Genomic DNA, 26,790 nt, shown 5'->3' with positions numbered 1-26,790 from the left:
TATTTTTCAAAAAAGAAAGGACACTTCATGACACTGGATAAGACAAAGGTGGTCTACCAGATTTACCCCAAATCCTACAAAGATACGACTGGTAACGGTATCGGCGACCTGCGTGGCATCATCGACAAACTCCCTTATTTGGCGGAGCTAGGCATTGATATGGTCTGGCTCAATCCCTTTTACCCTAGCCCTCAGCGGGACAACGGCTATGATGTTGCTGACTACACGGCAGTTCATCCGCTTTTTGGAACCATGGCCGATTTTGAGGAGATGGTTGCTAGAGGTAAAGAGCTGGGCATCGACTTTATGCTGGACATGGTGCTCAATCACTGCTCAACCGAACACGAGTGGTTTCAGAAAGCCTTGGCTGGCGATGCTTTTTACCAAGATTTCTTTATCTTGAGAGACCAGCCGACCGACTGGGTATCAAAGTTTGGTGGCTCTGCCTGGGCGCCTTTTGGCGATACAGGAAAATACTACCTCCACCTCTTTGACGAGACGCAGGCTGATCTCAACTGGCGCAATCCCTATGTCCGCAAGGAGCTGTTCAAGGTGGTCAATTTCTGGAAGGACAAGGGCGTCAAAGGCTTCCGCTTTGATGTCATCAACCTCATCGGCAAGGACGAGGTGCTAGAGGACTGCCCGATAAACGACGGCAAACCTGCTTACACCGATCGCCCCATCACCCACGACTACCTCCACGCCCTCAACCAAGCTAGCTTTGGCACTGACCCCAGCTTTATGACGGTGGGCGAGATGTCTGCGACCACCATTGACAACTGCATCCTCTACACTGCCCCAGAGCGGGAGGAGCTGGCTATGGCCTTTAACTTCCACCACCTTAAGGTGGACTACAAGGACGGGCAAAAATGGACCATTATGGACTTTGATTTCAAGGCCTTACAAGAGCTCTTTCACAACTGGGGAGAAGGCATGAGTGCAGGCAATGGCTGGAATGCCCTCTTCTACAACAACCACGACCAGCCCCGTGCCCTCAATCGCTTTGTGGATGTGGACAACTTCCGTGAAGAGGGAGCGACCATGCTGGCGGCGTCTATTCACCTCTCTCGTGGCACCCCCTACATTTACATGGGCGAGGAGATTGGCATGCTGGATCCTGATTATGACGCCATGTCCGACTACGTGGATGTGGAGAGCCTCAACGCCTATGCCATGCTCTTGGAAAATGGCAAGCTGCCTTCGGAAGCTTTTGCCATTATCAAGGCCAAGTCCCGTGATAATTCACGCACACCGATGCAGTGGGATAGTAGTGAACATGCAGGCTTCTCCACCGCTACTCCGTGGCTCAAGGTCGGCAAGTCCTATGAGACCATCAATGTCGAAACCGAAAAAACAGGCAAGATTTTCCCTTTCTACCAAAAACTCATTCAACTCCGAAAAGCATACCCTATCATATCAGAGGGAGATTACCGAGCTGCCTACACCGACAGCGACAAGGTCTACGCCTTTGAGCGGCAGCTGGATGGACAGAGCTTGCTGGTGCTCAATAACTTCTTTGCTGAAAATGTGACCTTGGACTTAGCTGCTACTTATCAAGCAGGATGTGTCCTCATCAGCAACTATGGGTCGACCGATCTCGGTGCACACCTTACCCTGCAACCCTATCAAACCCTAGCTATTTTAACAGGAGAATAAAATGGCTCTAACCGCTTTTTCATGGACACGAGAGCCTGAGAATTGGACAGTCAAGGAGGACAGCTTGACCCTGACCACCCAGCCCCACACCGATCTCTGGCAACGGACCTACTACCATTTCCAAAACGACAACGCGCCACTCTTTCAGATGACAACGGATGACCCCTTTTTCTCCTTTACCGTCACCGTCGACTTTAAGGACAGCCATCACCGCTTTGACCAAGCAGGCATCGTCCTCTATCAGGATAGCTTCCACAGTCTAGGGAAAGACTGTGGAAGGTGCGAGCCTTGAAATGAAAAAGCGAGCAGAATTGGTTAAAAGCGTCTGTAGAATATGAAAACGACGATTTTCAACACTTAGGCAGTGTCGTGACCAACGGCGGTTATTCCGACTGGGCAACCGCCGAGTTTCCAACCACGACCAAACAGGTCGTCTACCGCCTGAGCAGACGACAGGACGACTTCAAAATCGAGTATTCTCTGGACGGCATCCGCTTCCACCAGATGCGGATTTGCCACATGGCAGCTGCCAGCAAGCAGGTCTCCTTCGGCGTCTATGCTTGCAGCCCAGAAGACTCTCGCTTTACTGCCTGCTTTAGCAATTTCCAGCTGACCGACTGCCTCTGGCAAGCCCACGATGGACAGCAGCCAGATTGATACGCTCTTTCTCTCTCGCCAGCCGTCGTCAACTCCCCTGTGACGGATAAGTGTTGAAGATGACACTGCCTCAACGACTGAGTTAGCGCAATCTGTAGTTGATAACTTGTAGAATTTGACCTCGTCTGATGTTGATTTTCTTTGAGTATACACAAACTAAAAATCCGCTCTGTGGCGGATTTTTTGCAATCTAATCAAATCGGATGCTCAGATTTGACGTGTCCACGGTCACCTGCCCACCAATCCGCAGGCTAAAGAGCGGTTGGGTGTGGGCAAAGTCCAAGTCATAAAGCACTGGGATGGTCTTGAGGACAGGGTGCTTGTCCAGAATGTAGAGAAGGGTCTCTTCCGTCATCTGACATTCCTTGGGAAAGCGTCCAATCAAGACGGTTTGAGGGTTAGGATAGGCTTGGAGAATGGCTGCCAAATGGCGATTAAATTCGATGTAATCATCACTTTCGGCCTCTTCTAAGAACAGCACATAGCGGTCTGGCTGTGGGGCATAAGGGGTGCCACGCAAGAGACCGAAGGTCGACAGGTTGCCACCGATGGCTGTGCCAGCAGCTCTGCCATGGGCATAAACCTTCCAAGCTGTTGGGAAAAACTGGCGTGGTAGGCTAGGGTCATACCAGGCATCACTGGACCACTCAGGACTAGGCGTTAGGTCGTAAGGGGCAAGGCTGGTCGCTGCTAGCCAAGACGCCGTTTGGTAGGGCTGTCCCTCCACCATCTTGAAGCTCGAGTAGCTGGGGCCCATGATGGTCACAAGCCCTGTCTTGGCGTAGATGGCATTGAGGAGGGCTGTTGTATCCGAGTAGCCACAGAGGATTTTTGGGTTCTGGGCAATCAACGCATAGTCCAGATAAGGTAAGAGCTCATTGGCATTGCTGCCGCCGATCGTCGCCAAAATCGCATCCACCGACTCGTCCGCAAAGGCCTCGTGTAAGTCCGCTACCCGATCGGCAATCGGGGCTGAGTCCAGCGCATCAGCAGGTACCAGATAATGGGACGAAAAGGACAGATGAAAGCCCAAGGCTTCCAAGCGCTCTTTAGCAGCTAGGTTCGCTTCGAAGCCCCCTAGACGATGGATGGAGCTAGATGGGCTAAGCACGCGGATGTGGGAACCTTTTGTCAATGGTTTTTTAGGGAACATAGCAGAGCCTCCTTTTTGTTTTGACCAGTATAGCAGATTGAGGAGGAAAAAACTAGACTTTGTTTATTTATTTTCAAAAAAGCTTGACACTCACGTCACGTCAGGGTGTAGAATGGGTATCAAGGAGGACATCTGTCATGAAAACAGTCAAAGAGGTCAGTCGACTGACAGGGGTGAGCGTACGCACCCTGCACTATTATGATGAGATTGGGCTTTTGCGTCCAAGTCAAGTGACTGCAAGTCTCTATCGGCTTTATGACGATAAGGCCTTGATGCGCTTGCAAGACATCTTGCTCTTTCGTGAGTTAGAGCTTCCTCTGAAAACCATAGCGGAGCTACTAGATGGCCCACCAGCGGTGAAGCAGACGATGCTAAGGGGGCATGTCCGTCTATTGGAACTCAAACGTGAGCGCTTGGACAAGCTCCTATCGCTCACCAAGGACTTAATCAAAGGAGAAGGTACCATGACACTAGACATTTTTAACCAGGAAGAACTCAAACAGCTTCAAGAAGAAGCTCAAAACCGTTGGGGCAATACTCAAGCCTACCAAGACTTTGTTGCCAAAACAGCCGCTGACGATTGGCAGACCAGTCATCATGAGCTGATGACGGTTTTTGTAGAGTTTGGGAAGCTGAGAGACTTGGCTGTTACAGCCCCTGCGGTGCAAGAGCAGGTTAAACGACTGCAAGATACGATTTCTGAACATTATTACCCTTGCACATCAGAAATTTTACGAGGACTTGGCACGATGTATGCCCAGGACAACCGCTTCACCCAGACCATTGACCAAGCAGCTGGTAAAGGGACTGCCCAGTTTGTCCATGAAGCGATTGAGGAAAGTCTAAGTTAATAAAAGGGTCGTGATTACTGTTTGACAACAAAAAAAGAAAGCGGTATAATTTCTGTATCAACAACATCAAACAAAGGAGATTTATCATGTCAGACAATCGCATGAATTACACCATTTCTAGCAACGAAAATTTTCCGCTGGTCGAAATCGCTCTAGAACGCGGTGAGTCTGCCTATATTCAACGTGGCAGCATGGTTTATCACACTCCAAGCATCAGTCTCAACACCAAGATCAATGCCCAAGGCAGTGGTCTTGGGAAGTTGATTAAGGCAGTGGGGCGTTCTATGGTGTCAGGTGAGTCCGCCTTTATCACGCAGGCAATTTCGTCGGCGGATGATGGCAAGTTAGCTATTGCTCCGTCGATGCCTGGTCAGGTGATTGCATTAGAATTGGGAGCAGAGCAGTACCGTCTCAATGACGGTGCCTTTCTAGCCATGGATGGCTCAGCGCACTATACCCTTGAGCGCCAGAGTGTTGGTCGTGCCCTCTTTGGTGGGCAAGGCGGTTTCTTTGTCATGACCACACAGGGGCAAGGGATTTTACTAGCGAATGCGTTCGGTTCTATCAAAAAAATCAGCCTAACCAATCAAGAAATGACCATCGATAACGCCCATGTGGTTGCTTGGAGCACTAGTCTTGATTACCATATTCACCTAGAAAACGGCTGGCTGCAGTCAGTCGGTACAGGCGAAGGGGTAGTTAACACTTTCCGTGGGACAGGAGACATCTACGTGCAAAGTCTTAATTTAGGCACCTTTGCTAGTCATCTAGGTACTTTTGTCGGCACGACCGAATCCAACAACACATCAGGTATCGGTGGCTTGATTAACGAATTTCTCTGATAAATACTCAAGCACAGAAGCAATAAACAATTGTTTCTGTGTTTTTAGTTGCGACACCTAAAAACGAACATTATTTGATTGCTGTATCTGTTTTTTTAGTTATCTAGTTTTGTCTGGTGTCAGGAGTTGCTACTTTCCTTATCAGCAGTAGCGTTCTTTGTGTCTTTCTAAGGAAAACATTTGTTGGCGGTAATGCGTTTACAAAAGAGACATAGTGCTTTAGACGATAAATGACTTGTAAAAAATGTTACAAGGTGCTATAATTCAAATGAGTATAAAATAATGAATAGGAGAATTGATGAATAAGCGTTCACAACGGCATCGCCAAGCAAAGTCTGCAAATGGATTAACCAATCTGTTTAATTTGTTTTTACTAGCTTTATACACTTTGGCGAGCGCTTATCTTGCTTTTTTAATAGTAACCTATAATTTTCTGGACTTCCGTTCGGTTAACTGGATAGTCATAGGTCTTCTCTTTCTTGTTTTTTGCCTAGGCTTGTTGCTTATCGTAACGAAAAGAGCCAAACTATTTAATAGTGTTCTCTTGCTTTTGTCTAGCTTACTAGTTGGTGCAGGGATTTTCTTTGCCCATTCAGCTATTGACTTATCAAAACAATTAAATCAAACCGCGAGCTTCTCACAGGTTGAGATGACCGTTATCGTAGCAAACGATAGCCCGCTGACGGACATCAGCCAAGTCACAAGCCTTCTTGCACCTGCTAATGACGCGGCAAATCTTGATAAATTGTTAGCCAATCTCAAAGCTGAGAAGTCACTGACACCAAACGTTGACACGGTTGATGCTTATCAAACGGCTTACAACCAGATTATGTCAGACCACTCAAAAGCGATGGCACTCAATCAAGCCTACATCCCGCTTTTGGAGGCAGTTGATTCCGAGTTTACAAGCAAGATTAGAACCCTTTACGGCACAAAAATTGAAACTCCCACACCACCTAAACAAACAGTAACAAATGGCGATGCCTTCAACATCTATATCAGCGGCATCGACTCTTATGGACCTATTTCAGGTGTTTCACGTTCAGATGTTAACATCATTATGACTGTCAATCGTCAAACCAAAAAAGTGCTTCTGACAACAACGCCGCGCGATGCCTATGTGCCAATCGCAGGTGGTGGAAACGGTCAGTCTGATAAACTGACACACGCAGGTATCTATGGTGTTGGCTCCTCTGTTCAAACACTTGAGAATCTCTATGGTCTGCCGATTGATTACTATGTTCGTCTTAATTTTACCTCCTTTGTTGAGCTGATTGACTTAGTCGGAGGGATTGAAGTCGACAATGATCAAGCTTTTACGGCAGGAGGGTCTCATTTTCCAGTCGGCAGCATTCAGCTAAATGCAGAACAAGCTTTAACCTTTGTTCGTGAGCGTTATAGTTTACAAGGTGGCGACAACGACCGTGGGAAAAATCAAATGAAGGTTATTTCAGCCTTGATCAACAAGTTGGCTTCGCTGGAATCTATCGGAAAATATCAGAGTTTGATTGACGGCTTGAGCGGCTCTGTTCAGACAGATATGCCGCTGTCAACCATGATGGATTTGGCAAATGGTCAGCTAGATAGCGGTGGTCAATATCAGGTGACTTCTCAGGCAGTGACAGGTTATGGCTCGACGGGGCAGTTGCCATCTTATGCCATGCCAAATGCTGCACTTTATATGGTGAGTCTAGATGAAGCCAGTGTTGCTCAAACTAAACAAGCAATGCTGGATGTGTTGGAGGGTCGTGGATGATTGACATTCATTCGCATATTATCTATGGCGTTGATGATGGTCCTAAAACCCTTGATGAGTCATTAAACCTTTTAAAAGAAGCCTATCGTCAAGGGGTTCGTCAAGTTGTTGCAACCTCTCACAGGCGAAAAGGCATGTTTGAAACACCTGAAGAAACCATATTGAGTCATTTTTTAGTGGTTAAAGCTCAGGTCAAAGAGCAGTTACCTGATTTGCAGCTGTTTTACGGTGGGGAACTTTATTATAGTTCCCCGATGATGGAGCAATTAGAAAAAGGCTATTTTCCGACCTTGAACGGGACACGATTTGCTCTTGTTGAGTTTAGCTCTAATACACCCTACAAGGATATCCACCAAGCGGTAAGCAAGGTTTCTTTGCTTGGCATCACACCAGTTTTAGCCCATATCGAACGCTATCATGCGCTAGCTTTTGATGACAAAAAAGTAAAAGACCTGATTCAAATGGGAGCTTATACGCAAATCAACAGTGTACATGTCACTAAACCAAAATTATTTGGAGATGGTCTGAAAGAGTACAAGAAACGTGCACGTTTCTTTCTGGATAAAAATCTGGTTCACTGCGTGGCTAGTGATATGCACAATCTAGACAGCCGTAAACCGTTTATGAAAGAGGCTTATGACATCGTTGCTCAAGCCTACGGAGCTGAGCGGGCAGAACATTTATTTATGACTAACCCGCAATCGTTATTAGATAATCAATACATTTAGGAGATACCATGGAAAATAATTACTCAACCATTGAAATTGATGTGCTATTCTTGTTGAAAAAACTTTGGGCGAAAAAATTTATGATTTTGTTCACGTCCTTGCTATTTGCCACGGCGGCTCTAGCGGTTAGTAGTTTTGTGCTAACGCCAAAGTATACGTCGACTACTCGTATCTATGTTGGTAATCAGCGAGGTCAAGCTGAAGGAAAAATCACGACACAGGACCTTCAGGTCGGCGACTATCTAGTCAAGGACTACAAGGAGATTATCACCTCTAAAGATGTCCTGTTGACTGTCATTGAAAAGGAAGGGTTGAACCTCAGCAAAGAAGCTCTACTGGGCAAACTTTCAGTTTCTATCCCAACCAACACGCGGATTATCTCAATCTCAATTGAGGATGAGAACCCAAGCGAAGCGACTCGTCTAGCCAATGCTGTGCGCGAGGTCGCATCTGAGAAAATTATGGACATCACGCAGGTTGAAACAGTCAAGACAATGGAAGAAGCAGAGGATGCCTCTGCTCCATCGTCTCCAAATCTCAAGAGAAATGCCCTTCTGGGTGCCTTGACAGGTGGTTTTTTAGTTGTTGTCATCGTGATGTTGACTGAGATTTTGAACAATCGCGTCCGCCGTCCTGAAGATGTGGAAGAAGTGCTGGGATTAACCCTTCTAGGCTTGGTTCCTGATACCGCTCAAATCAAATAGGAGATTATAACATGCCACAATTAGACCTGACTAGAAACAAGGCTTTAGACATCAAAAAAACAGAAGAATATTACAATGCTATTTGCACCAACATTCGCTTTAGTGGTGCTCATTTTAAGACCATTGTGCTGACTTCAGTGCAACCGAACGAAGGCAAGAGTACTACAGCGACGAGTTTAGCAGTGTCTTTTGCGCGTTCTGGCTTCAAAACGCTCCTGATTGATGCGGACACACGTAACTCTACCATGTCAGGGACGTTTAGGGCTAATGGTAAAATTGCAGGGCTAACTTCCTATTTATCGGGCAATAGCGAACTGCTGGAAGTCATCTGTGATACTAATGTGGAAAATCTATCTGTCATTCCAACAGGACCTTTTCCACCTAATCCAACAGCGTTGTTGCAAAACAACAATTTCAAGGAGCTATTGACCAATGCTAGAAGTTGGTACGACTATGTTATTATTGACTCACCACCAATTGGTATGGTGATTGATGCTGCTATTATTGCACAGCAATGTGATGCCAGTATTGTTGTTACGGAAGCAGGCGAAATCAAACGGAAATTTATCACCAAAGCTGTTGACCAAATGAAGCAGAGTGGCGCTCAGTTTCTAGGTATTATTCTGAATAAGGTCAAGCAGACCGTTGATAATTACGGCTCTTATGGGCATTATGGTGACTATGGGAAACAGCAGGAAAACAAAATAACAAAGCGTGCCAGAAAATAAATGTTATTTTTATAAAAAACGCTAGATAAAAGACTGAGAGAAGAGGTTGTTCTAAATTGAATGCACTTGTTTGAAAGGAGATAATAATGAGATTGATTACCTATAGCGAGGCTTTGTCACGTTCGACAAAACGAATGGTATTGATAATCGTTGATCTTCTGATGATTTTTTTAGCCTTACTGACTAGTAGCATGTTTTCTGAGGCATTTACAGTGATAACAAGTCGATTTTTTGTGGTTTCTTGGTTAATCATTAGCTTGGTTTACTTAATACTTGCTCGTTATCTCCATGTGTTTTCTGTACTAACACGTTACACAAGTTCCAGTACTTTGCTGACGATTGGTTTATCGCTTGCTGGTGCTCATTTGGCTTTGGTTGCCTACTCGCTTTCTATATTAGGGCAACTGAGTTACCGTTTTATTCTATTATCTCTCTTATTCTCGTTTCTTTATATCATAACACCCAGGATGTTATGGCGAACATTAAGTGAACGTGAACGCTACGGGAAATCCAGTCAAAGAACAGTGCGAACCTTGCTTGTAGGAGCAGGCGCTGGAGGTCATTTATTCTTATCAACCTTATCTGGTAACCATAGCGACATTGAGATAATTGGCATTATTGATCAAGATCGAAATAAAAAAGGGACCTACATACAAGGGAAGAAAGTGTTGGGAGATGTGGAAGATATTCCGCATTTAGTGCAAGAATACAGCATAGAACAGGTTACCATTGCAATTCCATCTTTAACAAAAGAAGCAAGGCAGAAGTTAGTTGATATTTGTCATTTGGCTGGAGTAACGGTTAATAGCATGCCAAATGTTGAAGATATTATTTTGGGAAAAGTCTCTACTTCATCCTTGCGTGAGATAGATATTGCTGATTTACTGGGGCGAGATGAAGTGGTGCTGGAACAGGAATCCCTCAATGCTTACTTCTCTGGCAAGACAATTTTGGTCACAGGGGCGGGTGGCTCCATTGGTTCAGAAATTTGTCATCAAATAGCCAAGTTTTCACCCAAACAGCTCCTATTGTTGGGACATGGGGAAAATTCTATTTATCTAATTCATCAAGAACTAGTTAATAAGTATGGTCAGGTGATTGATATTGTGCCTTTAATTGCTGATATACAGGACCGGGAGCTGATCGCTGAGTTGTTAGCAGCCTATCGTCCGCAGGTGGTTTACCATGCTGCAGCACATAAGCATGTCCCTCTAATGGAATACAATCCTAAAGAAGCCGTTAAAAATAACATCTTTGGGACAAAAAATGTTGCTGAAGCAGCCAAAGCAGCCCGAGTTGAAAAGTTTGTCATGGTCTCGACAGATAAGGCGGTTAATCCTCCGAATGTGATGGGTGCAACTAAACGTGTGGCAGAGATGATCGTAACCAATCTGAACGAAGCTGGTCAGACACAGTTCTCTGCTGTAAGGTTTGGTAATGTTTTGGGAAGCAGAGGCAGTGTTGTTCCTCTCTTTAAACGTCAGATTGCCAGTGGTGGACCAGTAACTGTAACAGATTTTCGGATGACACGGTATTTTATGACAATTCCAGAAGCGAGTCGTCTGGTGATACAGGCTGGCCATTTGGCCAAGGGAGGAGAGATTTTTGTACTTGACATGGGAGACCCCGTCTTGATTAAAGACTTAGCTACCAAGGTCATAAAACTCAGTGGTCATACTGTAGAAGAGATTGGTATTGTTGAGACAGGGATTAGACCAGGGGAAAAGCTTTATGAAGAACTTCTTTCCAGCGAAGAACGGATCAGTCAGCAAGTATATGATAAGATATTTGTGGGTCGTGTTCAAAACCAATCGCCAGCAATTGTTCAAACATTTGTGGATAGTTTACTGACGTTACCTGAAGATGAATTGAAAAGACAACTCGTTGATTTTGCAAGGCAGGAATAAACATGATATTTGAACGATTCAGAAAAGAAAGAAACGTTAACCTCAAAGGGAGGCTCTACCAAAAATTATAAATGAAGATTATTGACAGCTCGAATCTTACTGAAGGTGTCGTTTGACGGAAGTACAGAGATACCTTAAGGTTAGGCACCTTCATAGCAGAGCCATCAAGGGGTATAATATTGGATCGGGAGTTTTTATGATTTGAGCGTATCCACTCCCTTCAAAATAGAAAGGGATATATCGGGCGTCTTATCATGTTAAAGGAATGCTTGAAGTAAGGGGTTACCCCATTTATTATTATAGATGCTTTGAAATATTTCTATTACCATGTCTTAAACGAATATGGTGAAGTCAACGGCTATCTTATCGACATCTGCCTCACTGCTCAGGACAGGTTTGAGGCATATTTAGAGTATTTTAGGATTGAATAGCAATAAGGTAAGGATAACAATTTAATGGAATCATTTGAATGTAAAGTGTGGTTGTCATCTCCAACGATGCATGGGGATGAGTTGAAGTTTATGCAAGAAGCTTATGATACAAACTGGATGACAACTGCAGGTAGCAATATCACTGAGATTGAAAAGCAATTGTCAGGCTACCTAGAGGGGAAAGAAGTGGTTGCTCTCTCTTCTGGCACCTCCGCTCTTCATCTAGCCATGAAATTAGCCGGTGTGAAAAGGGGAGACAAAGTTTTTTGTTCTGATTTGACCTTCTCAGCAACAGTGAATCCTGTAGTTTATGAGGGGGCGGAGCCTGTTTTTATTGATTCCGAATATGATACTTGGAATATGGATCCAGCAGCACTTGAAAAGGCTTTTGAAATTTATCCTCATGTTAAAATAGTCGTTTTGGTTCATCTCTATGGGGTACCTTCTAAGCTTGATGAAATCAAGGCGATTTGTGACAAGCATGGAGCTATCTTAGTGGAGGATGCTGCTGAATCTCTTGGTGCGACTTATAAGGGACAGCAGACGGGTTCCTTTGGGCAGTATGCGATTATTTCCTTTAATGGCAATAAGATTATCACTGGCTCAAGCGGAGGTGCTTTAATTACTGGGACGAAGCAAGAAGCAGACAAAGTTCGGAAGTGGTCTACTCAAGCAAGAGAAGCAGCTAGCTGGTACCAACATGAAGAAATTGGTTATAACTATCGTATGAGTAATGTCATTGCTGGCGTTGTACGCGGGCAGTTGCCTTATTTGGAAGAACATATTGCGCAGAAAAAAGCGATTTATGAACGTTACAGAGAAGGATTGAAAGGTTTGCCAATCAGGATGAATCCTTTTGATGTGGAGAATAGTGTTCCAAACTATTGGCTTAGCTGTCTGATAATTGATCAAGAGGCTATGGCTAAGCAAGTACGTTCTGATCAAGAAGCCCTTTATATTCAGGAAGAGGGCAAAACGACACCGACTGAAATTTTGGAGGCTCTTGATAAGCTGAATGCAGAGGGGCGTCCGATTTGGAAGCCAATGCATATGCAACCTATTTTCCGTAATCATGAATTTGTTACAGCTAAGGGGAGTGGTCGAGCAAATAGCAATGCTTATATTGCTAGTGATTTCACTAATGCTTCAGAAGATATTTTTGAACGAGGACTTTGTTTGCCATCTGATAATAAAATGACAGCTGAAGAGCAAGACATTGTAATCGAAGCAATTAAAGCTTGTTTTAAGTAAGGAAAAAAATGAAAATTGACAACCGAACCATAGGTTTATATGAAAAGTATTTTAAACGTCTGCTAGATATACTACTCTCTGCTAGTGCCTTAATCATACTATCACCTGTCATGCTTTTAGTAGTCATTCTGGTCCGTGTGAAACTGGGAAGTCCTGTTATTTTTAAACAACAAAGACCAGGGAAGGACGAAAAAATCTTTTCCATGTATAAATTTCGAACGATGACAGATGAAAAGGATAGTGAAGGCAATTTACTTCCTGATGGGATACGGCTAACGCCATTTGGGAAACTTCTACGCTCAACCAGTCTGGATGAACTTCCAGAATTATGGAATATTTTAAAAGGAGACATGAGTATTATCGGTCCTAGACCACTGTTGACCTCATATTTAAGGCTATATAATAACGAACAAAGAAAGAGACACGCTGTTCGTCCGGGACTTACTGGCTTAGCTCAAGTTAATGGGCGTAACTCACTGTCGTGGGAAGAAAAGTTTGCACTAGATATTAGATATATAAATAACATATATTTTCTAAAGGATGTCGAAATTTTTTTAAAAACTATTAAATCAGTTATAAAAAGAGACGGAATAAGTTCTAATAATTCGGCTACTATTGAAGAATTTAAAGGAAACCAAAATGTCTAAAAAACTTACTATTATTGGAGCTTCTGGACACGGTAAAGTTATAGCAGATATAGCCTTATTAAATGGTTATCTCGATATTATTTTCTTGGATGATAATACTAGCATCAAAGAGTGTGCAGGTTTTCCTGTTGTTGATAAAATAGAAAATGCTGCGAACTATTCTAATCGTGATTTTATAGTTGCTATTGGTAACAATAGTATACGTAGAAAAATACAAAAAGGATTAAAAAATCTTCGGGTAACAACTCTTATACATCCAACGGCCGTTATCAGTAGACGAGTAACAATTGGTTCTGGGACTGTTGTAATGGCTAATACAGTTATAAATTCTGATGTTAAAATAGGAGGAGGGTGTATAGTTAATACCTCATCTTCTATAGATCATGATTGTACAATTAGTGATTATTGCCATATTTCTGTTGGTGCTCATCTAGCTGGGAATGTAAGTATTGGCGAAAGAAGCTGGATATCTATCGGTGCTTCCATTATAAATAATGTTTCAATTTGTAACGATGTTTTAGTAGGCGCTGGGGCTATCGTTATTAGTGATATTTTCTGCAAAGGGGTATACGTAGGGGTACCAGCTAAAAATTTGAAAGGATAGTATGAAAAAATTCTTGATGATTGCGACCGTTCCCTCAATGATAGGTCAATTTAATATGGATAACATACGACTCCTGTTAAATATGAATTATGAGGTACATGTTGCTTGCAATTTTAATGATAAAAGTGTTTGGGATAACGAAAGAATTACACGATTTAAAGCTGACTTAGAAGCTTTGGGAGTTAAACCTATTCAAGTAGATTTTGCTAGAACACCTTTTCATTTAGTAAAGCTTATAAAAAGTTATTGGTCAGTAAGAAAGTTACTAGTAAGAGAAAAATATGCGGTCCTTCATTGCCACACTCCAGTTGCAGGAATAATTTCAAGACTTGCTGCAATTAACAAGGGTATTAAAACAATTTATACTGCACATGGCTTTCATTTTTTTAAGGGAGCTCCATTGAAAAATTGGTTACTCTACTACCCAATTGAGCTTCTACTTTCTTTTTTAACAACAGACTTAATCACTATTAATGAAGAAGATTATTTGCTTGCTAAAGATTACCTATATGCTAAGCAGGTACATCGTATCTATGGTGTTGGAGTTGATTTAGATCGATTTTTACCAAAGCAAACTATGACAAAAGAAGTGTCAGAGGAGCTTCAACTATTTTCTGTAGGTGAATTAAATGAGAATAAGAATCATCGTCTAGTTATTGAAGCCATTCACCGTTCAGTTTACAAAGATCAGTTTCGTTATATAATTTGCGGTGGAGGGCCATTGTTGTCATCTCTTAGTGATTTAGCGAGAACCTATGGTTTGGAAAAGCAAGTGCATTTTTTGGGTTATAGAACAGATATTCCAGACTTACTACAACAAAGTGACGTCTTTGTTTTTCCATCAAAACGTGAAGGCTTACCAGTATCTGTTATGGAAGCAATGGCAGTTGGATTACCAGCCATTGTATCAAATATCAGAGGTAATAACGAGCTGATTGATCATGATAAAGGTGGATTTATATTTACTAGTAATGACATTGACGAACTTCGAAGCTATTTAGATAAGTGCATAGTAGCTTCGGATAAGTTAGCTGTTTTGGGGCAGTATAACAGGCAAAAAATCCAGTCTTATAGTTCAGAGGTTGTTACTCACCAGATGGCTATAATTTATCTACTAAAGAACTAGTATATAAGGTTTGTTTTATTGATTAAAAATAAAGTAATTTTGGCGATATCTTAAAGGAGTCTTTGTGGAAAATAATCCAAAATATTTATCTATTTTGAAAGTTTTGAGCGTCATTTCGGCTATACTAACTATTACATTAGCTTCATTCAGTACTGACTTTAAAGCTCCGTTTTGGTTAATAACTTGTAGCTATTCCGCATTGTTGTTCGTAATATCAAGGTATAATCAAATTTATTTTGCACCTGGTATTTTTATGTTAAACATTACAATGTTTATGCGTTATTGTGTTTTGATTTTATCAACTTATTTATTTGGCGAGCTTTCTATTTATGCGAACAATTACAATTATTTGACACAAGCAACATTTTTGATGATTTATGAGCAGGTAGCTATATTTATTATGTTGTATGTTACTGCCAAATTTGAAAAAAAACAGTTTTCTAGTTTGAATATAATCGGTTCAGAGTTGCCTTTTAAGCTTAACAATATGTTATTAGTAAGTGTTTTTATTTTATTTATAGTAGTAGGAGTTTTGGTTATAAATCCTTACTTAATAAGCGGTTTTTCATTAATTACTGAAGGTATGATCGCTAATGAAAATCTTGTTGAGAATAATTCAGGAATGATTATTATTTTATGGCAGGCATGCTTATCTTGGCTTTATATATTCTTTTGTACTTATGTCAGAAATAAGTATAAATCGGGGTCTCTTTATTTTTGTATACTATTTTCGGTTATTTACATTTTATTGACCTTCATTGGTCAGCAAAGTATTTCAAGATGGTATACAATTATCTCAGTTGTTTCGGTCTACTTTATCTTAAAAAAACTTTACCCAAATAAAGTAAAGACAATTATGATGACTGTTATTCCGCCAGTCTTAATCTTGCTTGTTCTTGCCAGTATTTATAAAAACACAGATTATCTGACGGATAGAGAACATTTTATTAATAATTTTATTAATTTGTTTGATTCTAAAAAACTGGATCCTTATTTTTCTGGACCTGTGGGCGTCAATAATGCTTTGGGATTGAAAAATGACTTAAAGTTAAATATTTCAACTCTACCTTTGGACGTTATTAATAATTTTCCGATTATTAATCATTTATTTGATACTTCAAAAAATACTGTAAATCAATACAATTACTACATTGGGCGTTTTTGGAATGGTAGTGGTGATCAAATTATACCTTTGCTTGGACAATCAATGATTTATTTTTCCGCGGTCTTTTCACCTCTTTTATCGTGTTTAAGTATTTTTCTTATGAGGAAATATGATAGAAAATATTTTACTTCCAGCTCTCTTGATGTATATCTGTACTCATTTGCCTCGGTGTGGATTGCTGTCATGCCAATTTTAAATTTGACAATCTTTTTAAGCTGGGTATATCTGAGAATTTTTCCACTCTTATTGCTGATTACATTTACAAACATTTTAACAACAGGGAAACTAGTGATACGTAGAAGATTTGACTAAGCTGATATAGAAAGGACATGTCACATGTCAAGAACAAAGAATTCCATTGCCAATAGTTTGTTTGGCATAGCTGGATCCCTACTTTCAGTTGTCATTAGTTTTGTAGTACGTTTCATCCTCATCAAAACTCTAGGCGAAGAAATCAATGGTCTACACAATCTCTTTCAGAACATTACCAATGTGTTGTTGTTGATGGAGCTGGGTATTAGCTCTGCCATGATCATTCACCTCTATGAACCGGTGACGACTGGAGATGAAGAGCAGATGGCTGGTATTTTGTCGTTTTATCGAACAGTTTATCGCTACATTGCTTTGGCTTTTTTCCTAACATCGATTGTGGTGTCTCTCTTTTTCTTAAAACATTTGGTTCACACCACTTTGCCGTTTCATCAGGTGCAACTGTATTTTCAGTTGTTTAATTTGACCTTTGTGTTGAACTATTTAACCAACTATAAACGGAGTTTGTTGTTCGCTGCCCAAAAAAATAGGGTGAGTGTTTTCTTCAATTCTGTGGCAGAACTTACTTTTCGGATAGTACAAATCTTAAGCCTTCTGATGTTTAAGGCCTACCTATTCTTCTTGATCTTGACCATCGTTGAAAAGCTGATGAGCAACCTCCTATGTAATCGTTACATTGATCGTCATTATCCTTTTTTACGTCAGACAGGTCAAGAATTAGCTTCTTCTAAGCGGCAGGCTATTATGACGACGGTCAAATCTTTAATGTTGAATAATGTCGCAGGAACTGTTCAACAATCATCAAGAAGCCTATTAATTAGTATGCTATTGGGTAATATTAGTATTGTAGGTTACTATGGTAACTACCAGTTGATTATCAGCGTGGTGGAGTTGATTTACAGCCAGATTGGAGGCGCTTTGACGTCTAGTTTTGGTAGCCTGGCAATTGAAAAAGACCAACAACGTCTTCAAGCTGCTTATAAAAAGGCTGCTTTTGTCCTGAACTGGCTGGCTGCCATTTGTTGTGCTGGTTTCTTAATTTGTGTGCAGGACTTTATCCAACTTTTGTTTGGTGAGGGGTCCTTATTAGAATTTAGTAGCGTTTTACTTTTGACTTTTGGGCTCATGCTTTATTTGCTAAATATTCCAATTATTTCCCTTCAAAATGCTTTAGGTTTACACCATTTAGATGCTTACTACATGCTGTTACAGGCAGGATTAGCAGTTGCTTTTGGCTATGTTGGCGGTCTTGTTTTTGGGATGGCAGGAATTTTTGCAGGCATGATTTTGCCACTGTTATGGCTAACAGTTATTCGAAAAGGAATGGTTGTTTCAGCTTATGCTCTAGGTATGTCTCATCGGTCCTACCTCAGTTTTTTGAGCTATGAAAGTTTGAAAATCCTTCTAGTTAGTCTTGTTGCTTACTTTATGGTTAGTTGTTTGGGACTAAACTTATCATTTATGACCTTAATTATAAAGGCCTTTTTGGTTCTGATTGTTGGATTAACCTTGCCAGCGTTCTTATCTAGCAGACAGACTGAGCTAGCTTATGTATGGAAATTGCTCCAACATCGTTTACAGAAAAAATAGAAAATAGAGGAATCTGATGAAAGTCATCACCTGTGCGAGTTTTTATGGGAGTGGGTCAAGTGCCCTAACAGATCTCATTGCAGAATATGATGTGGTCAAAGACTTAACAGACTATGAATTTCGTTTTTTACATGACATGGATGGGGTTTCAGATTTGGAGTTTCATCTATGTGAGTGTCATAATCGTCATAATTCGGGCCATGCGCTAAAACGCTTTAAACGTTTAGTTGATTACCATTCTGGTAATCGCTTAGTCACACGATATGAACCGTATTTTAATGGGCAATTTCGTCGGCTTTTTGAACGTTATATCGCTGACTTAACAGATTTTAGCTATAAGGGGTGGTGGTTTTATGACCCGTATGATAAAGGGGAAAATTACTATTATGTGATGCAGGCCCTTAATAAACTTGTTACCAAATTAAGTTTTGGAAAAATCAAGCTGTTTAGGAATGAAATCACCTATTGCGCTCACCCGACAACAGAAGACTTTTTGGTTAAGACCCAAAGCTATGTATCTGCTTTACTTAGTGCTGCCAATCCAGACGGTCTTCCTTATATAGAAATTGATCAACTCTTGCCTTCTCAGCATATTGAGCGTGCCCTGCGTTATATTAAAGAACCGATTCATGTTTTTGTGGTTGACCGTGACCCTAGAGATATTTACATTTTGGAAAAATGTTATTGGCAAGGAGCGATTTGTCCAACTGATGATGCGGAAACATTCTGTGACTGGTTTTTGTATACGCGAAATAGCGGAGCAGGTCAACAGCTTTCGCATGAACAAGTGACCTATCTGAAGTTTGAAGATTTGATTTTTCACTATGAAGATATGGTTGCTCGTATTGAAGACCAGACAGGCTTGTTGCCGTCACAACACACGAAGGCTTTTAGTAAGTTTAACCCCAAACGTTCTGTCAATAACACGCAACTTTGGAAAAAACATCCAGAACTTATGGCAGATATGAAAATTATTGAGCAGCGATTAGCAGCTTATTTGTACCCTTTTGAGCAAGTATCAACAAATCAGCTACCAGGTGTGTCGCCTGAGGTGACAGCAGTCTTTTAGGAGACCAGTTTATGAAACAAATTATTTTTGCTTTTAACCATCTCCAGTATGCTGATGGTGTTGCTCGTTCTGCGATTGGCATGGCTAATGCTTTGGCTGCACGTCAAGATGTTAAAGTGATTTTGCGGCCATTGTTTAAAGTTAATAAAACAGTTAGTGACTTGCTACACCCTAGAGTAACGGTTAAACCATTATTGGGTTTTTATGTGAGCGGCCTGAGCAAATTGTTGCATTTTCTACCCAGAACAGTACTTTATCAGTTGATTTTTGGTAGACAGGCTGATGTAGCTATCGGTTTTCAATATGGTATTGCCACTCGCGCTGTTGTTGGGGGGAGGCGTTTGCCAGGAACCAAACGCTATGTTTGGATGCATGGTTACGATGAAGGTTTGCACATGAAAGCTGACTATCTTATGGCAGATAAGGTTATGTGCGTCTCTCGCCATAATGCTGAACGTTTGTTTGCTGAATTAAAAGGTAAGGTTCCTGTTTATCCCTGTTATAATCTTGTTGATGATAAGGAGATCTACCAACAAGCAGAGCAACCAAATGATTTAATGCGTCCGAATACTTCCTTGTTTGTCACAGTTGGGCGTTTGAGCCTAGAAAAAGGCTTTGATCGCTTAATTCAAGTCTTTGGTCGTCTGCGTGATGAGGGGCATGCCTTTCACTTTTGGTTGATTGGAGATGGTCCAGAGAGGGAAAAACTAGAGGCGCTAATTAATCGTTTGAGCTTATCAGAGCAAGTAACCTTATTGGGCGAACAATCAAATCCTCACCAATTTACTAGTCGGGCGGACGTATTTGTTTGCTCTTCCTTTGCAGAAGGCTATAATACAGCTTGTTATGAGGCGTCCATTCTTGGTATACCCCTTGTTTCAACTGATGTTAGTGGTGCTCATGAAATAGTTCAAGATGCTCAAGCTGGTCTAGTTGTGCCAAACGATGAGGTTGGTCTCTATCAAGGATTGAAACAGCTGTTAAGTAGACCTGAACTAGTTGTTCAATGGAAAAAAACGTTGGAAAGCACTCGGAAAAATTTTTATTACGAGACGCGGGTTGCTCAACTCTATCGTGTACTAGAATTGGAGGACTAGTTAGTGATGTCACATCCTTTCTTTAGTGTTTGTGTACCTGTTTATAATGCAGAGGTTTACTTAGATGCTTGTTTGCAGTCTATTATGAACCAGACAGAAGTTGATTTTGAAGTTATTGCTGTTAATGATGGATCGCTTGATAATAGCCAGCGGTTGATTGAGCAATTCTCAGAGAAAGATAGTCGGTTCAAATTAGTGACCCAAGACAATAAGGGGTTGTTTCATACACGTCTGACAGCTTTGGAGCATTCCCAAGGCACCTATATTGTTTGGCTAGATGCTGATGATTATTTAGAAACTCATGCATTGTCATACTTACGGAACCTTATTCAACAATCAGATGCTGATATGGTTATATATAATCATTTTGATGAGTTTACAAATGGTAGTCGGCGGTGTGGTCAAGCGATTTTTGATGATGGTCATGTATTTGAAGGGCAGAAAAAGGAACTTTTTGAGCAGTTTATTCTGAGCTCGCAACTTACTTCTATTTGGCGCAAAGCTATTAAGCGTCATTTATTTGAATTAGATAAAGTTAGACATTTGCCTAGAATCACCATGGGAGAAGACTGGATTTGGTCTTACTATCCTATGCTGGTAGCTGATCGAATTGTTTATACAACTGAGCCTCTTATTAATTACCGTATTTTACCAACAAGCTTGACCAGTCAATATGATACTGGTTGGCATGAGACTCTCAGTCTGATGCATGATCTCGGGCAGCAGTGGTTGGCGACGGTGCCAGAAAGCCAGTTGACAGGTCAGGTACTTGATGTTAAGTATCTGGTCGATCTATCCAAGGCACTGGTCTATATTCCTGGTCGTGTTAAGGATAAGGGGGCTTATTTGGACATGTTACGAAAAATAGGTTCGAATAAAGTGATTAAAGAGCTCTATGATGAGCAAAAAGCCAACTTATCTTTTCTTTACCGTTTGCCATTTATCCTACTTTATAGCAGTTTTTATCATTGCCTCTTGCAATTAAAACGCTTATCTGCTATACTGAGAAAAAGAAAATAATCCAGTTAGCTGGATTATCTTTTTACACCGATGTTCAAAAAAAACAAACGAGGTAAAAAAATGAACAACCTTACCAAAAAACATTTTGATATTCTGCTCAAATTGGCTGTGGCTCCTTATCGTAACCAGAGAGAGCTAGCTGATGATTTGAGTTATGCCTTGGGGCTAGTTAATGCTTGTTTGAAAGACTTGATTGGTGCAGGTTTGTTGGAAACAAATATGCGGTTGACCAGAGCAGCTAAGGAACTTATCCGTGAACGTTCACCTAAAAGAGGCATTATTCTGGCAGCTGGCTTCGGCACGCGCATGGTTCCAATCAATTTAGAGACGCCCAAGGGGTTATTGGAGGTCAATGGTGAGCCTCTTGTTGAACGCTTGATCTGTCAACTGCATCAGGTTGGAGTGTCTGACATTACTATCGTTGTGGGATTCAAAAAAGAAAAATTTCATTATTTGTTGGAAAAATACGGTGTTAAACTAGTTGTTAACAGTGAGTACGCCAATAAAAACAATCTTTACTCCTTGTACCTTGCACGTCATTCTTTGGAGAATGTTTACATTATTCCATCTGATATTTGGTGTGCGACCAATCCTTTCCAGAGGCAAGAACTCTATTCCTGGTACATGATGAGTCAAGTACCAATAGCTGGTAGCCCAGTCGTGGTAAACAAGCAAGAACAATTGGCGATAATTTCTGGTAAAAAAACTGGTCATCGTATGGTTGGCATTGCTTACTTGACAGGCTCTCATACTGAACGTCTAAATGGTCTCTTAGACCAATGTGTCAATCAAGAAGCTTACGAGCAGTCATTTTGGGAGGACTTGCTTTTGTGTGACGTTACTAAACACACACCACTCTATGCTAAGTCTATCCAGTCAAAAGAAGTCATTGAAATCAATACGTTTGAAGAGTTACGGGAGCTTGATCATGTTTCTAAAAACCTTCAGATTGCTAGCATGGAGGTCATCTCAGAGGCTTTGGGTGTTGGTTTAGACGAGATTGAACACATCAGAGTTTTGAAAAAAGGCATGACGAATCGGTCTTTTCGTTTTACTTGCCGAGGGCATGATTATATCATGAGAATTCCAGGAGAAGGAACCGATCAGTTAATTAATCGTCAAGAAGAGGCTGATGTCTATCAGGCTTTGGATGGCTATGGTATCTGTGATCCAGTCTTTTATATTGATCCTTTAACGGGTTATAAGATTAGTGAGTATTTCGCTGATTCCCGCACAGCAGATGCTTCTGATTGGAAAGATGTTGAATCCTGTATACGTTTTTTAAGAACATTTCATGAACAGCAGTTGACAGTTGGGCATGAGTTTGATCTTTTCAAGCAACTGGAATTTTATGAAAGCCTTTGGTCGTCACGGCATTCTTTATATAAGGACTACGCCCAAACGAAGGAGCAGATTTTGTCTCTGAGACCTTTTATTGAGGCTCATGTTGAGCGCAAGGTGCTAAGTCACATTGATGCTATTCCGGATAATTTTTTGATGGTTAAAGATGCTGATGGTCTTGAGAATCTACACTTAATTGATTGGGAATATGCGGGGATGCAAGACCCACATGTTGATATTGCAATGTTTGCTATTTATTCTTTTTATGATAAAGAGGGCATTGATCGCTTGATTGATTGCTATTTTGAACAAGCCTGTCCAAATCAAACACGCTTAAAAATTTATGCCTATGTGGCAATTTGTGGCTTGTTGTGGAGTAACTGGTGTGAGTACAAGTATGGTTTAGGAGTAGATTTTGGTGATTATTCCCTTAAGCAATACAGCTATGCCAAGGATTTTTATAAACTAGTGTCAGAAGCTTTATAAGATAAAGGAGAACAGCAATGAATACAATAAAGCGTGCCATTATCATGGCAGCAGGCAAGGGCACACGCCTTTGGCCCTTGACTAAAACGGTACCTAAACCCTTGGTGCCCGTCAATGGTAGTCCCATGATAGAAACCATTATCAATGCCTTGATGACTCAGGGCGTCCATGAGATTTATGTGGTGGTCGGTTATCTGAAAGAGAAATATGATTATTTGGTGGTTCAATACCCTAATGTTCAGTTGATTGATAATCCATATTACGATACTGCTAATAACATTTCTTCACTTTATGTGGCTAGAGAATACTTGTCTGATGTGCTAATTTTAGATGGCGATCAGGTTATTAGCAATCCTGTGATTTTGACGCCTCAGTTTTCAGCTTCAGGTTACTGTGCTATCTGGTCTGAGGAAGAGACAGCGGAATGGCTATTGACAGTTAATGAGGAAAATCTTGTTCAATCTTGTAGTCGGACAGGTGGCAAACAGGGCTGGCAACTCTTGAGTGTGTCACGATGGACAGCTGAGGATGGTGAGCGTTTGATGCGGCATCTGGAGATTGAATTTGAAGCGAAGAGACACCATGATATTTATTGGGATGATGTGGCTTTGTTTTGTTACCCAGATGATTATCAGCTTCAAATTTACCCGATTGAGCGTTCAGATATGATCGAGATTGATAGCTTAGAGGAATTGGTTATGATGGATGTCAGTTATGCTGCGTTACTCAAAAGGGAGGAGAGCTGATGATGTCACCTAATAATAGACAGATTGACTGGTTTGTGACACTTGTTCCTTTTCTGTGTGTGCTGGCCTTATGTGTTGTACTTTTTATTTTTCCAGCGCAAGCGACTGAAACCTTGCAAGGGATTCGGTATTTATTGGGGGATAAAGGGGGCATCTATTATGCTGTTTTGGGGCTTGGAAGTTTTGGCTTAACACTTTATATTGCTTTTTCAGATTATGGCAAGATTAGATTAGGAAAGCTTGATAAACCTGCCTATACTTCTTTTCAGTGGGGAGCCATGATTTTTACTTCAACCATGGCCGCAGATATTCTTTTCTTTTCTTTTATTGAATGGGCCTTATATGGTGGTGAAGACCATGTGAAGCAATTAGGAGATCTTCAAAAGTGGGCGCCGACTTTCCCGCTCTTTCACTGGGGGCCGATTCCATGGAGTTTCTACATTATTTTAGCGGTAGCTTTTGGTTTTATGATGCATGTTAAGCAACGTAGTAAGCAACGGTTGTCAGAGGCCTGTCGTCCACTTTTGGGAGATAAGGTTGACGGTGCTATCGGTAGGGGCATTGACTTGATTGGTGTATTTTCCTTGATTGCAGGAACAGCGACGACCTTCTCGGTAGCAACACCTTTATTATCATCAGCAATTAGTCGCTTGTTTAGATTGGCTAATACCCCTGTCTTAAATATTGTCATTCTGCTCATCATCGCTTTGATTTATACGGCTGTGGTAACCATGGGGATGGAAGCTGTTTCCCGTTTGGCTTCTTATTGCAGCTATTTATTCTTGGCCATTTTGTTTTATGTGCTCTTCTTTGGTGGAGAAACAATCTATATTTTGGAAACTGGTTTTTCTGCATTAGGAAATCTTGCCCAAGAATTTGTGGGCTTAGCAACTTGGATGGATCCTTTACGACAAACGTCATTTCCTCAAAACTGGACATTTTATTATTGGGCCTATTGGATGGTCTGGTGTGTGGCAACCCCTTTCTTTATCGGAACGATTAGTAAGGGTCGAACAATCAAAGAAACGATTCTCGGAGCTTATTCTTGGGGGTTAGCGGGCACCTTTACTTCATTCATCATCTTGGGTAATTATGGATTAGCACAACAGTTGAAACATGGGGTTGATACCCTTGGTTTCCTCAATAATGGCGGAAGTTATGCGGAAGCTATTATTCAAGTAGTTGATACCTTACCAATGAGTTCTCTAGGTTTATGCTTGCTGGTGATTACCATGGTGGCTTTTTATGCGACGACGTTTGACTCTCTGACCTTGGTGGTGTCTTCTTATTCCTATAAGAATTTGCTTCCTGACCAAGAACCATCTAAGGGCATTAAGTTATTCTGGTCAGTGATTTTTATCTTGTTTCCAATTGCCTTAATTTTCTCTGAGAGTTCACTGTTTAGTTTGCAGTCGGTCTCTATTATTGCTGCATTTCCTTTAGGGATAATTATTATAATTATCATTCTGAGCTTTTTCAAGGATGCGAAGAATTACTTAAATAAACTTGGAAAAGATTCTTCCAAAAAGTGATATTGATGTCAAAAACATCAATATTTAATGACAATATAACATCTATTTCCCGCATGCTGATTAGATATAAACTAGAGATTGGCGAACAATTTTGAAATGGTTATGGATAGTATTTGACAAAAAAATTCCTAAAAGTCTAAATTTTTTGTAAAAAACAAAAAACAAAACAAAAGAAAGCGGGATTCTTTTATGAAAAGTTTATTTTCCAAATTGAACACTGATGCTATTCGTAAATTGAGTGTTGGGCTTGTTCGGTTCTTGTTGGAACGATGCTTTTGGGAAGTTCTGTAGTACATGTGGCTGACACTCTTACGACACCGCTTTTGTCTGAACCTAATCGTCAGGTAGTGGTGGAGACGATAGGTCAAGATGAACAACTGTTAAATCTTCTTGTGGCAAATTATTCAGAAAAATTTTTTGTGACAGAAGGATCGAGGGAACTATTAGTGGGTAGTGCGCTTGCTTCAGAAACAGTTGAAATACTATTAGGTGAAAATCAGGAGGCTGATAAGGAGAGTTTGCCTAACTCTTCTTTGCAGTTTGAAGAAAACAGGGTAGAAGCAACCGATGTTATTGTTAAAAAAGATGAACATCCGTTGACTTCTCGCTCGGAAGCTGAGAAGAAAGATGATTCTGATAATATTTCTAATAAAGAATTATTAAGTGCTACTGATTTATCTGTCAGTCTTTCAGACTCAGTCAATGATTTAGGACCTTTAAATCCTTTTTAGAGGATAACAGCACAGATGCGACAATTTCTGCTTTGGAAAATCAAGGAACATCTGGTTTTCGGAGAGCAGGAGGAAATTATGTCGGAGATGGCTGTGTCCGTTGGGTTAAAGATCGGGCAAGAGGGTTATTGGGGATTGGACTTCCAAATACGGGATATAATAAGTATGGCTTAGCAGGAGCATCTGCTTACTGGGATCTTCTGCCACGGCATGGCTACCAGAGAGGTGGTGAACCTGCGAAGAATTCTTTAGCTGTCTGGGAAGAAACAATAGTCTCTGTGGGCGGAACATATAAGTATAGGCATGTTGCTTATGTGGAAGAGGTCCAGGGAGATAATATCGTTTTATCTCAAGGTGGGATGCCTTCTTCACGCCACACATGGGGCGGTCATGTTGGAGTACAGCATGCAACCTTTCATAAATCTCAGATGGATGGAACGAGCATTGCACGTAAGTTTTTAGGTTATGTTTACCTCCGTGAAAAGCCAATTCCACCTATCTCACCTGCCCCTCCAGTTCAGCGCTATGATGTTAATCAGCTAGCTAGTCAACATGGTCAAACAGTCTCAGATGGAGATTTGAATCGGTTACACTAAACTAGACAGAATTTATAAAGTGTTCTACACTAAAGAAAACAGGAGAACTCTATGTCTAGAAAAATCCGTCGTCAATTTAGTGATGACTTTAAGCAACAAATTGTTG

At 41.1% G+C, this 26,790-nt stretch carries 23 protein-coding genes and 1 pseudogene; 23 read left to right on the top strand and 1 reads right to left on the bottom strand.

Annotation, left to right across the window (positions count from 1 at the left end; genetic code table 11):
• The first annotated feature begins 27 nt into the window (after positions 1-27).
• Positions 28-1,656, top strand: coding sequence for an alpha,alpha-phosphotrehalase (gene treC / locus ACERC5_RS06070; protein ID WP_373660415.1), 1,629 nt, complete (start codon positions 28-30; stop codon positions 1,654-1,656).
• A gap of 1 nt (position 1,657) precedes the next feature.
• A pseudogene (locus ACERC5_RS06065) lies at positions 1,658-2,313 on the top strand (DUF1349 domain-containing protein).
• A 190-nt stretch (positions 2,314-2,503) separates the two neighbouring features.
• On the opposite strand, the gene ACERC5_RS06060 reads toward ACERC5_RS06065, so the two are convergent.
• Complete coding sequence (locus tag ACERC5_RS06060; protein WP_373660414.1) at positions 2,504-3,466, bottom strand: S66 peptidase family protein; 963 nt, start codon at positions 3,464-3,466, stop codon at positions 2,504-2,506.
• 137 nt (positions 3,467-3,603) lie between these two features.
• Between ACERC5_RS06060 and ACERC5_RS06055 the strand changes: the two genes are divergently transcribed.
• The 21 genes from ACERC5_RS06055 (at position 3,604) to ACERC5_RS05955 (ending at position 26,684) form a co-directional block, all read left to right on the top strand.
• On the top strand, positions 3,604-4,317 hold the full coding sequence (locus ACERC5_RS06055) for a MerR family transcriptional regulator (protein ID WP_373660413.1): 714 nt from the start codon (positions 3,604-3,606) through the stop codon (positions 4,315-4,317).
• Positions 4,318-4,403: 86 nt separating this feature from the next.
• Entirely contained in the window at positions 4,404-5,159 is a 756-nt protein-coding gene (locus ACERC5_RS06050) for a TIGR00266 family protein (RefSeq protein ID WP_373660412.1), read from the top strand.
• A gap of 298 nt (positions 5,160-5,457) precedes the next feature.
• Positions 5,458-6,915, top strand: a complete 1,458-nt coding sequence (locus tag ACERC5_RS06045; protein ID WP_373660411.1) for an LCP family protein — start codon at positions 5,458-5,460, stop codon at positions 6,913-6,915.
• A complete protein-coding gene (cps4B, locus tag ACERC5_RS06040) occupies positions 6,912-7,643 on the top strand; it encodes a capsular polysaccharide biosynthesis protein Cps4B (RefSeq protein ID WP_373660410.1) in 732 nt (243 codons plus the stop codon). Before ACERC5_RS06045 ends, cps4B begins: the two co-directional genes overlap by 4 nt.
• An 8-nt stretch (positions 7,644-7,651) precedes the next feature.
• Positions 7,652-8,347, top strand: coding sequence for a Wzz/FepE/Etk N-terminal domain-containing protein (locus ACERC5_RS06035; protein ID WP_373660409.1), 696 nt, complete (start codon positions 7,652-7,654; stop codon positions 8,345-8,347).
• Between the two features lie 11 nt (positions 8,348-8,358).
• Positions 8,359-9,075, top strand: a complete 717-nt coding sequence (locus ACERC5_RS06030; protein WP_373660408.1) for a tyrosine-protein kinase — start codon at positions 8,359-8,361, stop codon at positions 9,073-9,075.
• Positions 9,076-9,188: 113 nt separating this feature from the next.
• Positions 9,189-10,982: a polysaccharide biosynthesis protein gene (locus ACERC5_RS06025; protein ID WP_373660428.1), complete on the top strand. Its 1,794-nt coding sequence runs from the start codon at positions 9,189-9,191 to the stop codon at positions 10,980-10,982.
• 455 nt (positions 10,983-11,437) lie between these two features.
• Positions 11,438-12,664: a DegT/DnrJ/EryC1/StrS family aminotransferase gene (locus ACERC5_RS06020; RefSeq protein WP_373660407.1), complete on the top strand. Its 1,227-nt coding sequence runs from the start codon at positions 11,438-11,440 to the stop codon at positions 12,662-12,664.
• A gap of 8 nt (positions 12,665-12,672) precedes the next feature.
• Positions 12,673-13,311 (top strand): sugar transferase, encoded by a 639-nt coding sequence (locus ACERC5_RS06015; protein ID WP_373660406.1) that lies wholly within the window; start codon positions 12,673-12,675, stop codon positions 13,309-13,311.
• Positions 13,304-13,915 (top strand): acetyltransferase, encoded by a 612-nt coding sequence (locus tag ACERC5_RS06010; RefSeq protein ID WP_373660405.1) that lies wholly within the window; start codon positions 13,304-13,306, stop codon positions 13,913-13,915. The genes ACERC5_RS06015 and ACERC5_RS06010 overlap by 8 nt, the downstream gene beginning before the upstream one ends.
• 1 nt (position 13,916) lies before the next feature.
• Complete coding sequence (locus ACERC5_RS06005) at positions 13,917-15,041, top strand: glycosyltransferase family 4 protein (protein ID WP_373660404.1); 1,125 nt, start codon at positions 13,917-13,919, stop codon at positions 15,039-15,041.
• A gap of 64 nt (positions 15,042-15,105) precedes the next feature.
• Positions 15,106-16,518, top strand: coding sequence for a hypothetical protein (locus ACERC5_RS06000; RefSeq protein ID WP_373660403.1), 1,413 nt, complete (start codon positions 15,106-15,108; stop codon positions 16,516-16,518).
• 24 nt (positions 16,519-16,542) lie between these two features.
• Positions 16,543-18,066, top strand: a complete 1,524-nt coding sequence (locus ACERC5_RS05995) for a lipopolysaccharide biosynthesis protein (RefSeq protein WP_373660402.1) — start codon at positions 16,543-16,545, stop codon at positions 18,064-18,066.
• A gap of 16 nt (positions 18,067-18,082) precedes the next feature.
• Positions 18,083-19,135 carry a hypothetical protein gene (locus ACERC5_RS05990; protein ID WP_373660401.1) on the top strand — a complete coding sequence of 351 codons (1,053 nt, stop codon included), beginning with the start codon at positions 18,083-18,085 and terminating at the stop codon, positions 19,133-19,135.
• 11 nt (positions 19,136-19,146) lie between these two features.
• Complete coding sequence (locus tag ACERC5_RS05985) at positions 19,147-20,232, top strand: glycosyltransferase (protein ID WP_373660400.1); 1,086 nt, start codon at positions 19,147-19,149, stop codon at positions 20,230-20,232.
• A 6-nt stretch (positions 20,233-20,238) separates the two neighbouring features.
• Positions 20,239-21,252 (top strand): glycosyltransferase family 2 protein, encoded by a 1,014-nt coding sequence (locus ACERC5_RS05980; RefSeq protein ID WP_373660399.1) that lies wholly within the window; start codon positions 20,239-20,241, stop codon positions 21,250-21,252.
• Between the two features lie 60 nt (positions 21,253-21,312).
• Positions 21,313-23,079: an NTP transferase domain-containing protein gene (locus ACERC5_RS05975; RefSeq protein ID WP_373660398.1), complete on the top strand. Its 1,767-nt coding sequence runs from the start codon at positions 21,313-21,315 to the stop codon at positions 23,077-23,079.
• A gap of 17 nt (positions 23,080-23,096) precedes the next feature.
• Positions 23,097-23,825, top strand: coding sequence for a sugar phosphate nucleotidyltransferase (locus tag ACERC5_RS05970; protein WP_373660397.1), 729 nt, complete (start codon positions 23,097-23,099; stop codon positions 23,823-23,825).
• Positions 23,826-23,827: 2 nt separating this feature from the next.
• The gene (locus ACERC5_RS05965; RefSeq protein WP_373660396.1) at positions 23,828-25,357 is read left to right on the top strand and encodes a BCCT family transporter; all 1,530 of its coding nucleotides are present in this window, start codon (positions 23,828-23,830) and stop codon (positions 25,355-25,357) included.
• 269 nt (positions 25,358-25,626) lie between these two features.
• The gene (locus tag ACERC5_RS05960) at positions 25,627-26,088 is read left to right on the top strand and encodes a hypothetical protein (protein ID WP_373660395.1); all 462 of its coding nucleotides are present in this window, start codon (positions 25,627-25,629) and stop codon (positions 26,086-26,088) included.
• A 32-nt stretch (positions 26,089-26,120) separates the two neighbouring features.
• A complete protein-coding gene (locus tag ACERC5_RS05955) occupies positions 26,121-26,684 on the top strand; it encodes a CHAP domain-containing protein (RefSeq protein WP_373660394.1) in 564 nt (187 codons plus the stop codon).
• The last annotated feature ends 106 nt before the right edge of the window (positions 26,685-26,790 follow it).

Origin of the sequence: Streptococcus sp. E24BD, from assembly GCF_041807825.1 — a bacterium.
GTDB classification, from domain to species: domain Bacteria; phylum Bacillota; class Bacilli; order Lactobacillales; family Streptococcaceae; genus Streptococcus; species Streptococcus entericus.
Note: the sequence above shows the minus strand (reverse complement) of the source record. Positions and strands in the feature narration are given on the sequence as shown.